Consider the following 13,450-nt stretch of genomic DNA (forward strand, 5'->3'; position numbering starts at 1 on the left):
GGGATTAGTTGACCACTACAAACGACCTGCTCGACATCGCCCGGCAACGCTTGCCGAAACACGTTGCTTGTCCCACCACAACTCCCTGTGGGAGCGGGCTTGCTCGCGAAAAACGATAACGCGGTCCCGTTGAGGCCATATAAATGCAAGAAAATTCGCTGTGGATATCTCCGTCAGCAACAACCTATGAAAGCTTCGGCAAGGTCCTACAAAACAAGACACCTTGTCGGCTATCGATGACCAGTCACTCAATCCTATAGTCCGGGCTGTCGCTGCCAAATCAGCGACTCGGGCTTGGTCACCCGAATTAGATCTACGTACTCACCCGTTGTATGCTGCCGACGCTTTTTTGTGTCTGCACGCTATATGGTGGCTGTGTTTGGGATGCCTTCGGGCATGCCGGTTCTGTGCGTAGATCTCACCGGTTGACCAACCCGAACACAGTCGCCTCCCATCGTTTGGTCACGATGATGGCGGTCCTTTCTGACACATCTGAGATTGCACATCATGAATAAATGGAATCCGTTCACCAACGAACGCTATCTACCGCTCCACACCAACCTCACCGATTCCCCGCCCCTGATCATCGACACAGAGGCCAGCCCCCAAGACATCCTCGAAGCCGCCCTCCAGCGCATCCGGGCCTCCAGCGAGCTGCTGCAAACCCTGCACTGCCAAAGCTTCAAGGACGGCGATGTCGAAGACATCCCGCACATCACCCACGCCCTCTACCTGCTAACCCAGGACGGCTGCGACCTGCTCAAGGTTGCCCAGCAACGCATGCTCAACTGGAAAGCCCCCTCTTAACGCGATCGTTCAGGCAGGTTCCGTTCCCAAGTAGGAGGGGCCTGCCTGATCAATGATGTTTTTCTGCCACCCCACATAGGAGCCGAACATTGCAAACTATTATTGATTGCGTAGCATGTGAGCCATTGTTCACCCATGGACTCACTCTCATGACAGCCGAAACTATCGATCACTGCACCCTCACACGATTGGTTAAGAAAGGCTCGGTAAACAGCGCGCATATCGTCGCGAATCCGGGAGGGTGGTCGATTCAAATTCCGTACGGGAACAAACAATGCTCCCTGACCGCGCAACGTAGTCGACAGGTACGACTGTTCAAACGACTTGAAACGTTGGTGACTTATCTGCAAGACGTAGGCATCACCACCTTCGATGTGGACGCATCGAACTATGATCCACTCCAAATCAAAACCTACACGCGTCCCGATCGTTCCGAGGCGTTGAAACAGGCACACGATGCCGTCGCATACGAGGAGTGGTTCAAGGAGCAGGTCCAAATTGGGCTTGATGATTCAAGACCGACGGTGAGCGACGAGGAGGCCCGCCGAATATTCGCCGCCAAACGTGATGCCATACGTCAGCGGGCGCGTTGATGAAGGTAATCTGGCGTCAGACGGCGCTTGATGACCGAAGCAAAATCATAGATCACATCACTCTGGACAACCCTGAAGCGGCGATTGCCCTCGACGAGATTTTCGAGTTGAAAGCTGAAAACGCTCGTCAGCGTCCGACTCTTTACAGAAAAGGCAAAGTCCCAGGAACGCAGGAGATTGTTGCGACCGCCAACTACGTCATGATCTATCTGATCACAGAAAATGCAGTTGAAATGGTAAGGGTGATTCATGCCAGACAACGATGGCCCTGAAACTCCTTCGGTACTGCCCACAAACAGGTTGGACCTAATCCCGCACCAGCCCCAACGGACGCACCCGCAATGAACCTCGCCCCCAACTTCCCCGACGACGACACCATGCGCCTGCTCATGCAGCTGCTACACGAAGAACTCGGTCTGCCCGAACGAAAAACCATCAGCCTCGCCACTTCGATCAATTTCGACCTGGGCTGCAACGGCGCCGACGCCCAGCAACTGATGGAGACATTGGAAGAGCAATTCGCTGTCAACTTCATCGACTACGACGCTTATCGCTACTTTCAACCGGAAGGATTCGATGTCTTTCAAAAACGCAGGGCGAAGGGCCGTGGCGAGAAAGTGCCGCTGGCCATCGGCATGCTCTACAAAGCGATCAAGATGCAACGTTGGGATACGTGGGAACTGGAAAGCCTATAGAGCAAATGTCGCTCCCGAAAGGGCTCGCAACTGCAATTATTCTGGCGTTATCACCTCACAAGTGAAGGAATATTAGCTTCATGGCTAGAAAAACAGCGCCGCTGCTGCCGTCAATTGCACGACTGCTGGCCGACCTCGGTGAGCGCCTGAAACTGGCCCGTTTGCGTAGAAGGCTCACGGCTAAACAAGTGGCTGAGCGAGCCGGGATGTCGGTCATGACATTGCGCTCTCTGGAGTCTGGTGGTGCGGGCGTGACAATGGGGGCTTACCTCTCAGTGATGCACGTATTAGGTCTGGAGAAGGACTTGAGCAAGGTTGGCGCTACCGATGAATTGGGACGTCAACTGCAAGATGCTCAGTTAACCCGAGCATCAAGCCCTCGGACCAAAAAAACCGGAAGTGAACATAGCGTGATAGCGACGAAGTCGTTGATACCGAACCGCTCGAAGGAAACGCGAGCCACCAGTACAGCGAACCTCAGCGTCAGCGATTCTCTTCTCTTTCCCATGAATACCCACTCGCTGTCCGCGCTGCTGGTCAGAAAAAAGCCTGAACCCAACAGGTGACGAATGAGGCCGATTGTTGCTTGTGCATGGTGTAAACACTGGAAGAACTGTTCGCCATCAACCTCATCGATTAGACGCCTATCGCTACTTCCAACCCGAAGGCCATGGTGCGCTCATCTAGTAGCGCCGAGCCAAGGGCCAAATCCCCGATGACCATCGGTATGTACTATCAGGGTCTTCAAGGCCCAACGCTGGGACACGGATGAGCTCGAGGACCTGTAACGGCCCGGCGCATTCTGACTTGCCCACGAAAAACTGAATTTCGCGCACAAAAAAGCCGCCCCGAAGGGCGGCTTTTTCGTTAGCTCAATCCAACACTTACAACTTCGGACCCGCAGCCTTGATCGCGTCGCTCACTTCGAACTTCTTGAAGTTCTCGATGAACAGGCCGGCCAGTGCTTTGGCGGCTTCGTCGTAGGATGGCTTGTCGGCCCAGGTGTTGCGTGGGTTCAGCAGGCCAGTCTCAACGCCCGCTACGGCCAGTGGCACGTCGAGGTTGATGGTGTCCAGGTGCTCGGTCTCGGCACCGATCAGCGCGCCGCTCTGGATCGCGGCGATCACGGCACGGGTGGTCGGGATGTTGAAGCGTTTGCCGACGCCGTAGCCACCGCCGGTCCAGCCGGTGTTGACCAGGTAGACCTTGGAGCCGAAGCCGCGGATGCGCTTGATCAGCAGCTCAGCGTATTCACCGGCCGGACGCGGGAAGAACGGTGCGCCGAAGCAGGTGGAGAAGGTCGACTTGATGCCGCTGCCCGAACCCATTTCGGTCGAACCGACCAGCGCGGTGTAACCGGACAGGAAGTGGTAAGCCGCTTGTTCTTCATTGAGGATCGACACTGGCGGCAGCACGCCGGTCAGGTCGCAGGTCAGGAAGATCACAGCGTTCGGCTCGCCACCGAGGTTCTTCTCGGAGCGCTTGGCAACGTGCTCCAGCGGGTAGGCGGCGCGGCTGTTCTGGGTCAGGCTGACATCGGCGTAGTCGGCGTGCTTGGCATCGTCGATAACGACGTTTTCCAGTACCGCGCCGTGCTTGATGGCTTTCCAGATAACCGGCTCGTTCTTCTCGGACAGATCGATGCACTTGGCATAGCAACCGCCTTCGATGTTGAACACAACGCCTTCGCCCCAGCCGTGCTCGTCGTCACCGATCAGGTAACGGCTTTCGTCGGCCGACAGGGTGGTTTTACCAGTGCCGGACAGACCGAAGAACAGGGTCACGTCGCCTTCTTCGCCGATGTTGGCGGCGCAGTGCATTGGCAGTACGTCGGCAGCCGGCAGCAGGAAGTTCTGCACCGAGAACATGGCTTTCTTCATTTCACCGGCGTAACGCATGCCGGCGATCAGCACTTTCTTCTGTGCGAAGTTGAGGATCACGCAGCCGTCGGAGTTGGTGCCGTCACGCTCTGGCACGCACTCGAAGTTGGCAACGTTGAGCACTTGCCACTCGTCACGACCCGCCGGGTTGTACTGAGCCGGGTTGATGAACAGGCAACGGCCGAACAGGTTCTGCCAGGCAGTCTGGGTGGTCATCTTCACGGCCAGGTAGTGCTCGGAAGCCGCACCTACATGCACGTGGGAAACGAAATGCTCTTGCGCGTTGTTGAATGCCTCAACGCGAGCCCACAGGGCGTCGAACTTGTCGGCCGGGAACTTGCGGTTGATCGGGCCCCAGGCGATGGCGGCCTGAGTGCTTGGCTCTTCAACGATGAAACGGTCGACTGGCGAACGGCCGGTACGGTGACCGGTACGAACAACCAGTGCGCCGGTATCGGCAAGCTCGCCTTCACCGCGGTTGAGGGCTTCTTTAACCAGATCGTCAACACTCAGATCGGTGTACACGGCATTGTTGGCTTGCGTCATGAGGTTCCCCGTCGGCCAGTGGCCGAGTGCTCCAAACGTTTTTGTAGTAGAAAGTCGTGCACTACTACCGCGAAAAAAGTGGGCCGGATTATGCCAGAAAAGCCCAAAAAGAGTAGGCCCCTCCTGTCGTAACGGCGTTAATCCGGCGCAAGGCAGTGAATTTACCTGCGCTGAACCGTTTTAGTGACGGGTATCTGACGGCGTCTCGATACCCGCGCCGGCGAACAATTGAGTGACATCGGCCGCGTCAAACAGGTAGCGCTGGTTGCAGAACTGGCAATCGATTTCGATGTTGCCACCGTGTTCGACCGCCAGTTGATGCGCGTCTTCCATACCCAGACTGACCAGCGCATTGGCCGAACGTTCGCGCGAGCAACTGCAACGGAAGCGCAGCTTCTGCACATCGAACAGTCGCACCTGCTCGTCGTGGTACAGGCGATGCAGCACGGTTTCGTTGTCCAGGCTCAACAGCTCATCGGCGGTCAGCGTACCGCCCAGGGTGGTGATGTGCTGCCAGCTGGCGGCGCGTTCGTCTTCGTCTTTCAAACGGTCGGCCGGCAGTTGTTGCAGCAACAGGCCACGGGCACGACGACCATCGGCGCAGAGCTTGATGCGGGTGCCAATCTGCTGGGACATGACGAAGTAGTTGGTGAAGCAGTCGGACAACGTTTCGCCATTCAGGTCGACGACGCCCTGGTAGCGCTGGCCCCGTTTCGGGTCGACGGTCAATGTCAGCGAGCCGTCCGGCATCAAGTCGGCCAGGGTAGCGTCGGGGGCAATGCGGTCGGCCTCGTAACGGGCCAGGCCACGGATGTCGCGCTCGCTGGAGCACTCGATCATCAGCAGCGGGATCGGGCCTTCGGAGCGGGCTTGCAGAATCAGCAAGCCATCGAACTTCAACGTGCCGACCAGCAACGATGCGGCCGCCATCAACTCGCCGAGCAGTTGCGCGACCGGCTGCGGGTAGGCGTGTTTGGCCAGGACTTCGGCGTAGCTGAGCTCCAACGAGACCAGCTCGCCACGGGTGTCGCTGTCATCGAAGATGAAGCGTTGGGTGAAGTCGTTATCCGCGTGATCGGTCATAGGTCTGGGTATCTGAAGTAGTGAAAATGGTTACAGGAAACAGGAAATTGACCTTACGCCACCCCTCGGGTGCGCAACGTTCAGCCATGAAAGGCATTTTATGAACAATCCGGGCCTGATCCAAGCAAGGTGGAAAAAGCGCTGATGGGTTCCGGGCGTTTCCCGCTCTGCACTGCTGGCAATGTGGTTATGGCCTACAGGTCAGAGACTGTGTGTGATTTTCGACGAGCGGCGATATCGTCCATGCGATGCACAACTGGCCAGGCACAGATATGGATGCGCAGCGGGTCAATTGCAAGTCTTGGCCTGAAGGCGCGGTGAAACCTGGCGAGTGCGCGGCACTCGCCCGAGCAATATCTGTATCAGTCGTCGTTACTGCTGCCACGAAACTTGAACAGATCCCGTCGCTGTTTTTTGCTCGGCTTACCGTCGGTGCTCACGCCCAGGGCTCCAGCCTTTCTTTGCGCCGCGGCCTCTTCGCGCTTGGCGATGCTGGCCAGGGTTTCGGCATACAAGGTTTGCGCCTGCGGTGCGCCGCGACGAACGATCGACAGTGCCAGGACCACAACCGTGCGCTCCTCGAATCCGGTGCGAATCACGAACTCATCGCCAATACGTGGCTCCTTGCCCGGCTTGCAGCGTTCGCCCCGGCAATGCACCTTGCCGCTCTCAATCGCCGCCTTGGCCAGGGCGCGGGTTTTGTAGAATCGTGCAGCCCACAACCATTTATCGAGGCGGACTTTGTCGTCCTCTTCGTTTTTTTGTGCCATGGAATTTCCTCATTCTGAAATATTGGTGAACTGTACTACCGTTTCTGACGTACCAAGAATTTCACCGGCCCGGATTACAATGCTGACATTCCATAACCTCCCTGGGAGGCTGGAAATCCGGGGCGTAGATATCTGTCGCCTTTTAATCATTATTCTGCGTGAATACCGCGAATCCGGCCGCATGCGGCCCGAGCGGTTTCTACCGGTTGAGCACTATTGAAGACATTTGACCATTTGACCGTTGTCGGTCTGCGCGAGTGGGTGGCGCTCCCGGATTTGGGAGTCGCCGGCCTTCGGGCAAAAATCGACACCGGTGCCAGCACCTCAAGCCTCCACGCCACCGAAATCGAGCCGTTCGAGCGCGATGGTGAGCAGTGGGTGCGTTTTACCGCCCACCTGGGTTCCGTCGTACAACTGCGCCACCGACGCTGCGAAGCACCGCTGGTGACGATGAAAACCATTAAAAGCTCAAACGGTCACGCGCAGGTGCGATACGTGATCAGCACCACCCTGGCCCTTGGTGATCGGGTCTGGCGGGTCGAGTTCACGCTCGCCTGCCGCAAGTCCATGCGTTATCGCCTGCTGCTCGGCTCCAAAGCCCTGATCCACGGCCAGTTGGTGGTCAATCCGGGCATCAAGTATGTACAAGACAAGCCGGTGTTCCCGGTATCTACCTCCTCCACAGGTGTTGCATGAAGATCGCTGTGCTGTCGCGGAATCCGCGTCTGTATTCCACCCGTCGTCTGGTCGAAGCCGGTACCGAGCGTGGCCATGAAATGGTGGTGGTCGACACCTTGCGCGCCTACATGAACATCGCCAGTCACAAGCCGCAGATCCACTACCGCGGCAAACCGCTGGAGGGTTTCGATGCGGTGATTCCACGGATCGGTGCATCCGTGACCTTTTATGGCTGCGCAGTACTGCGCCAGTTCGAAATGATGGGGGTATTTCCACTCAACGAATCGGTGGCCATTGCCCGTTCCCGGGACAAGCTGCGTTCGCTGCAATTGTTGTCCCGTCGCGGGATCGGCTTGCCGGTGACCGGGTTTGCCCACTCCCCCGATGACATTCCCGACCTGATCGAAATGGTCAACGGCGCGCCGTTGGTGATCAAGGTGCTGGAAGGCACCCAAGGCATCGGCGTGGTGCTGTGCGAAACCGCCACGGCGGCGGAGTCGGTGATCGAGGCGTTCATGGGCCTCAAGCAGAACATCATGGTTCAGGAGTACATCAAGGAGGCTGGCGGGGCGGATATTCGCTGCTTCGTCGTCGGTGACAAGGTGATTGCAGCGATGAAGCGCCAGGCCAAGCCCGGCGAGTTTCGCTCCAACCTGCATCGCGGTGGCAGCGCGAGCCTGATCAAGATCACCCCGGAAGAGCGCATGACGGCGTTGCGTGCGGCGAAGGTCATGGGGCTGGCGGTGGCAGGCGTCGACATCCTGCGCTCCAATCACGGGCCATTGGTGATGGAAGTGAACTCGTCGCCGGGTCTTGAGGGGATCGAGACCACCACCGGGAAGAACGTGGCGGGGATCATCATCGAGCATCTGGAGAAGAATGGTGGGCCGAATATGACTCGGACCAAGGGCAAGGGCTAAAAGCAGACACAAGCTGCAAGCTTCAAGCGGCAAGTGAAAAGCCGCTTTCTCTTGCAGCTTGAAGCTTGGCGCTCGAAGCTGTCTTCAGACCGCATCCCGCGGCAACATCAACCCCAACGGCAACCGCACCCGCGCTTCCAGCCCACCACCCGAGCGGTTACGCAGCTCAACGTTGCCGCCATGCATCGAAGCAATCCGCTTCACGATTGCCAGCCCCAACCCGGTACCCTTGCCACCCCGGGCACGATCACCCCGGGTGAACGGGTTGAAAATCGCCTCCAGCTCCGAAGGATCGATCCCGGCACCGCGGTCCATGACACTGAGCACCACATACGGTGCGCTGGTGTCCCCGGACACATACGCTGCCACCTCCACACCGCTACCGGCATGATGCAGCGCGTTGCCGATCAGGTTGTTCAGCAGTCGCTTCATCGATACCCGACGCAGCGGAAACGGCTGGATAGGCTCCAGGCGCAATCGCACTTTTTCTTCGGTCTGGTTATACGGCGCGGCAACTTCACGGACCAGGTCGCTCAGGTCAACCTCTTCCACCGACTCGTCGCGCCCGTCACGAATGAACGCCAGGAACTGATCGAGAATCGCGTCCATGTCTTCGATGTCGCGCACCATGTCATCGGTCAGGTCGGTGTGATCGCCCATCAGTTCCAGGGACAGGCGCAAGCGGGTCAGCGGCGTGCGCAAATCATGGGAAACCCCGGCCAGCATCAGTTCACGTTCGCGACCGGCCTGTTCGACGTCTTCGGCCATCTGGTTGAAGGCGCGGTAAACCTCGGTCATCTCACTCGGCGTATCGCTGATCGGCAGGCGCACGCTGCGGCCCTGGCCGAGTTGCCGCGCTGCATAGACCAGACGCTTCAAAGGTTGATTGAGCTGACTGACGAAGATCCAGGCCGAAGCGGTGGACAGCAGACCAATCGCGAGAAACCAACCCAGCACGTTCCAGATTTTCTGACCGCGCAGCGGATGGGGATAAAGCGGTACTTTCAGCCAGCCATCCCCCAGGCTTGGCGCCCGCACCCACAGCGCCGGTGGCGAATGCATGCGCAGCCGGACTTCAGTGTCGGCACCCAGCTCCGCCTGCATCTGCCGCTGGTAGATCTCGCTGTAAGGCCAGTGTTGTTCGCCTTCCGGCACACCGGCACCCACCACCCGGATCAGGGTCGCGGACTCGGCGATCTTGGTGCGGTTTTCTTCATCGGCAGCCCAATAGGCACGCAGCGTCAGGGCGACACCGTGGCTGTATTGGCGGTCCACCAGCACGTCTTCGTTCATCAGCAGATAAACCAGGGTCAGTGCCTTGGAGAAGAGTACGACGATGAGCACCAGCCAAAGGGTGCGGGAGAAGAAGCTCTGGGGAAACCAAACGGGGGTTTTCATGGATAACCGTTCAACACTTGCAGGAGCGAGCGATGCTCGCATATTGCGGATCGCGAGTCTGCGGACGGGATCGTTTGATCCGCTGTCCGCATGACCCGCTCCTACAAATCGCCAATCACTTGGTGGCGGTACCATCCGGTACAAACACGTAACCCACGCCCCAGACAGTCTGGATGTAACGCGGTTTGGACGGATCGGGCTCGATCATCCGGCGCAGACGGGAAATCTGCACATCGATGGAACGCTCCAGGGCATCCCACTCGCGACCACGGGCCAGGTTCATCAGTTTGTCGCGGGTCAGCGGTTGACGGGCGTTCATCACCAGGGCCTTGAGTACAGCGAACTCACCGGTGGTGAGCATGTGCACTTCTTCGCCGCGCTTGAGCTCACGGGTAGCCAGGGACAGCTCGTAGTCACCGAAGGTCACGCTTTCGTCTTCGCTACCCGGGGCGCCCGGAACCGGAGCCGACTGGCGACGCAATACCGCCTTGACGCGAGCCATCAGCTCATCGGGGTTGAACGGCTTGGCCAGGTAATCGTCGGCGCCCAGTTCCAGGCCCTTGATGCGGCTCAGCTCATCGCCCTTGGCGGTGAGCATGATGATCGGAATCTGGTTGTTCGCGTTGCGCAGGCGGCGGCAGGCGGTCAGGCCGTCTTCGCCGGGCAACATCAGGTCGAGTACGACCAGGTTGAACACTTCGCGCGCCAGCAGGCGATCCATTTGCTCGGTGTTCGGTACGGCGCGGGCGCGGTAGCCCTTGCTGACGAAAAAACGTTCCAGCAGGCTGCTCAGCCCCGGATCGTCGTCAACGATAAGAATTTTTTCGCCTTCAGCAGTTTGTGCAGTGCTGCTCATTGGATGCTCCTTTGATCTCGGCGCGCATTATGGCGTAGCTGCCGTTATACGCACCGTGTGCATTGTTAGCAGATTTTTCCTTTAGTGCCAGAAAACCGGCCATTGCACCGGCAACCCGCGATGTCCCCGAATGCCGGAACGCTGGTTATAATGCGCGGCCTTTTGTGTCAGGCAACATCAGACAGGTACTACAGACGGGCACCATTTATTTTCATGGCGTCGGCAGTAATTGTTCGATTTCACGGGTCAACGGGATACCTTTTGATCCAGGTAGCGGCGCAGGCCAGGCCGCTCAACCAGACTCGCCCAGGCCCTATCTCTGCGCCTGCGAGCCTGCTTTCACAATTTGTCAGGTGGTTTTATGGACAGCATCAACAGCCGCATCGCCGAGGAACTCGGTGTACGCCCACAACAGGTCGAAGCGGCCGTCGCGCTACTCGATGAAGGCTCTACCGTTCCCTTCATCGCCCGTTACCGGAAAGAAGTGACCGGCAGCCTCGACGATACGCAATTGCGTCATCTGGAAGAGCGCCTGCGCTACCTGCGAGAACTCGACGAACGGCGGATCAGCATCCTCGCCAGCATCCAGGAGCAGGGTAAGCTGACCCCGCAACTTGAGCGCGACATCAAGCTCGCCGACACCAAGACCCGTCTCGAAGACTTGTACCTGCCGTACAAGCAGAAGCGCCGCACCAAGGGCCAGATCGCCCTGGAAGCCGGCCTCGGCGAGCTGGCCGACGGCCTGTTCAACGACCCGTCCCTGAGCCCGGAAACCGAAGCCGCACGCTTCATCGACGCGGAAAAAGGCGTGGCCGATGTGAAGGCCGCCCTCGAAGGCGCCAAGTACATCCTGATGGAACGCTTCGCCGAAGACGCAGGCCTGCTGGACAAGCTGCGCAACTACCTCAAGCAGGAAGCCACCCTCAGTGCCCGCGTGATCGCCGGCAAGGAAGAGGAAGGCGCCAAGTTCCGCGATTACTTCGAACACGACGAACCGCTCAAAAGCATGCCGTCGCACCGCGCGCTGGCGATTTTCCGTGGCCGCAACGAAGGCATCCTCAGCTCCGCGCTGAAAGTCGGCGACGAACTGCCGGGCACCATGCACCCGTGCGAAGGCATGATCGGCCAGCAGTTCGGTATCCAGAACCAGAACCGCGCCGCCGACAAATGGCTGGGCGAAGTGGTGCGCTGGACCTGGAAGGTCAAGCTCTACACCCACCTGGAGACCGATCTGCTGGGCGAACTGCGCGATGGCGCGGAAACCGAAGCGATCAACGTATTCGCCCACAACCTGCACGACCTGCTGCTATCGGCCCCGGCCGGCCCGCGCGCCACTCTGGGCCTCGACCCGGGCCTGCGCACCGGTTGCAAGGTCGCCGTGGTCGACGCCACCGGCAAGCTGCTGGATCACGCCACGGTTTACCCGCACGTACCGCACAACAAGTGGGACCAGACCCTCGCCGTGCTCGCCGCCCTGTGTGCCAAGCACTCGGTGGACCTGATCGCCATCGGCAACGGTACCGCCAGCCGCGAAACCGACAAGCTGGCCGCTGAACTGATCAAAAAATACCCGGCCATGAAAATGACCAAGGTCATGGTTTCCGAGGCCGGTGCATCGGTTTACTCGGCATCGGAATTGGCTTCCAGGGAATTCCCGGACCTCGACGTGTCGATCCGTGGCGCCGTGTCGATTGCCCGTCGCCTGCAAGACCCGCTGGCTGAGCTTGTGAAGATCGATCCGAAATCCATCGGCGTCGGCCAGTACCAGCACGACGTGTCGCAGCTGAAACTGGCCCGTGGCCTGGATGCGGTGGTCGAGGACTGCGTGAACGCCGTCGGCGTGGATGTGAACACGGCGTCCGTGGCGCTGCTGGCACGGATCTCCGGCCTCAACGCAACCCTGGCGCAGAACATCGTCAGCCACCGCGACGAGCATGGCGCGTTCAAGACCCGTGCCGCGCTGAAGAAAGTCGCGCGCCTGGGCGAAAAAACCTTCGAACAGGCCGCCGGATTCCTGCGCGTGATGAACGGCGACAACCCGCTGGACGCCTCCGCGGTACACCCGGAAGCCTATCCGCTGGTACAACGCATCGCCGCCGAGACCGACCGCGACATTCGCTCACTGATCGGCGACAGCGGTTTCCTCAAGCGCCTTGATCCGAAGAAATTCACCGACGAAACCTTCGGTCTTCCGACCGTTACCGACATTCTCCAGGAGCTGGACAAGCCAGGACGCGACCCACGTCCCGAGTTCAAGACCGCCGAGTTCCAGGAAGGCGTCGAAGACCTCAAGGACCTGCAGCTGGGCATGATCCTCGAAGGCGTGGTGACCAACGTGACCAACTTCGGGGCCTTCGTCGATATCGGCGTGCATCAGGACGGTTTGGTGCACATCTCCGCACTTTCGGAGAAGTTCATCAAGGATCCTCGCGAAGCGGTGAAGGCCGGTGACGTGGTGAAGGTGAAGGTCATGGAAGTCGACATCCCGCGCAAACGCGTTGGCCTGTCGATGCGCATGAGCGACACCCCGGGCGAGAAAATCGACGGCGCTCGCGGCGCGCGTCCGGGGTCGGCGCCACGCCAGTCCCAGAACACCGCACCGCGCAAGGAAACCACGGCAGCCGCCCCGAGCAACAATGCCATGGCTTCGCTGTTCGCCAATGCCAAGCAGTTGAAGAAACGCTGATGGACATTCCCGCCGGGCTGACCGAAAGCGCGTTTTTCAAGCTGCTGGGCTGCCGCCTGCACAGTCTGGAAACCGGGGTGGCGCAAGTCGCCCTGGCGCTGGAACCGCAGCTGCGCAATCGCGGCGGCAAGCTGCACGGCGGGGCCTTGTTCAGCCTGGTGGACATTGCCATGGGGCTGGCCTGCTCCAGCACCCACGGCTTTGACCAGCAGAGCGCGACCATCGAGTGCAAGATCAACTACATCCGCGCCGTCTCTGACGGCGAGGTGATGTGCACGGCGCGGGTGATCCACCCGGGCCGCCGCACCTTGGTGGTCGAGGCCGATGTGGTGCAGGGCGACAAACTGGTCGCAAAAGCACAAGGCACGTTCGCTGTCCTGTAGCTAGTCGTCATCAAATTGAGTTAATTTCGGCGCTGTGATCGCAGCGTCGAGCTTTTCTGTGGGAGCGGGCTTGCCCGCGAAGAGGGAGTGTCAGTCAACCTCAAGTCGTCTGACACACCGCCTTCGCGGGCAAGCCCGCTCCCACAGGGATTGCG

General features: G+C 59.3%; 14 protein-coding genes. 9 read left to right on the forward strand and 5 right to left on the reverse strand.

Going from position 1 to position 13,450, the window contains the following annotated elements; genetic code table 11:
- The first annotated feature begins 507 nt into the window (after positions 1-507).
- The 5 genes from PMI34_RS26930 (at position 508) to PMI34_RS26910 (ending at position 2,661) form a co-directional block, all read left to right on the forward strand.
- On the forward strand, positions 508-807 hold the full coding sequence (locus PMI34_RS26930; RefSeq protein ID WP_008045317.1) for a hypothetical protein: 300 nt from the start codon (positions 508-510) through the stop codon (positions 805-807).
- A gap of 149 nt (positions 808-956) precedes the next feature.
- Positions 957-1,400 carry a hypothetical protein gene (locus tag PMI34_RS26925; RefSeq protein ID WP_008045318.1) on the forward strand — a complete coding sequence of 148 codons (444 nt, stop codon included), beginning with the start codon at positions 957-959 and terminating at the stop codon, positions 1,398-1,400.
- The gene (locus PMI34_RS26920) at positions 1,400-1,672 is read left to right on the forward strand and encodes a type II toxin-antitoxin system RelE/ParE family toxin (RefSeq protein WP_008045320.1); all 273 of its coding nucleotides are present in this window, start codon (positions 1,400-1,402) and stop codon (positions 1,670-1,672) included. Before PMI34_RS26925 ends, PMI34_RS26920 begins: the two co-directional genes overlap by 1 nt.
- Positions 1,673-1,741: 69 nt before the next feature.
- Positions 1,742-2,095 carry a DUF1493 family protein gene (locus PMI34_RS26915; protein WP_008045322.1) on the forward strand — a complete coding sequence of 118 codons (354 nt, stop codon included), beginning with the start codon at positions 1,742-1,744 and terminating at the stop codon, positions 2,093-2,095.
- An 80-nt stretch (positions 2,096-2,175) separates the two neighbouring features.
- A complete protein-coding gene (locus tag PMI34_RS26910) occupies positions 2,176-2,661 on the forward strand; it encodes a helix-turn-helix domain-containing protein (protein WP_008045324.1) in 486 nt (161 codons plus the stop codon).
- A 318-nt stretch (positions 2,662-2,979) separates the two neighbouring features.
- On the opposite strand, the gene PMI34_RS26905 is transcribed toward PMI34_RS26910, so the two are convergent.
- The 3 genes from PMI34_RS26905 to PMI34_RS26895 form a co-directional block, all read right to left on the reverse strand.
- Positions 2,980-4,521 carry a phosphoenolpyruvate carboxykinase gene (locus tag PMI34_RS26905; protein ID WP_008045326.1) on the reverse strand — a complete coding sequence of 514 codons (1,542 nt, stop codon included), beginning with the start codon at positions 4,519-4,521 and terminating at the stop codon, positions 2,980-2,982.
- Between the two features lie 180 nt (positions 4,522-4,701).
- Positions 4,702-5,604, reverse strand: coding sequence for an Hsp33 family molecular chaperone HslO (hslO, locus tag PMI34_RS26900; protein WP_008045328.1), 903 nt, complete (start codon positions 5,602-5,604; stop codon positions 4,702-4,704).
- A 362-nt stretch (positions 5,605-5,966) separates the two neighbouring features.
- The gene (locus PMI34_RS26895) at positions 5,967-6,374 is read right to left on the reverse strand and encodes an RNA-binding S4 domain-containing protein (protein WP_008045331.1); all 408 of its coding nucleotides are present in this window, start codon (positions 6,372-6,374) and stop codon (positions 5,967-5,969) included.
- 216 nt (positions 6,375-6,590) lie between these two features.
- Between PMI34_RS26895 and rimB the strand changes: the two genes are divergently transcribed.
- Entirely contained in the window at positions 6,591-7,070 is a 480-nt protein-coding gene (rimB, locus tag PMI34_RS26890) for a retropepsin-like aspartic endopeptidase RimB (protein WP_007983163.1), read from the forward strand.
- Positions 7,067-7,972 carry a 30S ribosomal protein S6--L-glutamate ligase gene (rimK, locus tag PMI34_RS26885; protein ID WP_007972871.1) on the forward strand — a complete coding sequence of 302 codons (906 nt, stop codon included), beginning with the start codon at positions 7,067-7,069 and terminating at the stop codon, positions 7,970-7,972. The genes rimB and rimK overlap by 4 nt, the downstream gene beginning before the upstream one ends.
- 84 nt (positions 7,973-8,056) lie before the next feature.
- On the opposite strand, the gene PMI34_RS26880 is transcribed toward rimK, so the two are convergent.
- Positions 8,057-9,370 carry an ATP-binding protein gene (locus tag PMI34_RS26880; RefSeq protein ID WP_008045336.1) on the reverse strand — a complete coding sequence of 438 codons (1,314 nt, stop codon included), beginning with the start codon at positions 9,368-9,370 and terminating at the stop codon, positions 8,057-8,059.
- 115 nt (positions 9,371-9,485) lie between these two features.
- On the reverse strand, positions 9,486-10,226 hold the full coding sequence (gene ompR / locus PMI34_RS26875) for an osmolarity response regulator transcription factor OmpR (RefSeq protein WP_007972873.1): 741 nt from the start codon (positions 10,224-10,226) through the stop codon (positions 9,486-9,488).
- A 361-nt stretch (positions 10,227-10,587) separates the two neighbouring features.
- Here ompR and PMI34_RS26870 point away from each other — a divergent pair, with 361 nt between their 5' ends.
- Together PMI34_RS26870 and PMI34_RS0126945 are read left to right on the forward strand one after the other, a co-directional pair.
- The gene (locus PMI34_RS26870; protein ID WP_008045338.1) at positions 10,588-12,912 is read left to right on the forward strand and encodes a Tex family protein; all 2,325 of its coding nucleotides are present in this window, start codon (positions 10,588-10,590) and stop codon (positions 12,910-12,912) included.
- Positions 12,912-13,295, forward strand: a complete 384-nt coding sequence (locus tag PMI34_RS0126945; protein WP_008045340.1) for a PaaI family thioesterase — start codon at positions 12,912-12,914, stop codon at positions 13,293-13,295. The genes PMI34_RS26870 and PMI34_RS0126945 overlap by 1 nt, the downstream gene beginning before the upstream one ends.
- Positions 13,296-13,450: the final 155 nt, after the last annotated feature.

The sequence above is a fragment of the Pseudomonas sp. GM74 genome (assembly GCF_000282455.1).
Classification (GTDB): Bacteria; Pseudomonadota; Gammaproteobacteria; order Pseudomonadales; family Pseudomonadaceae; genus Aquipseudomonas.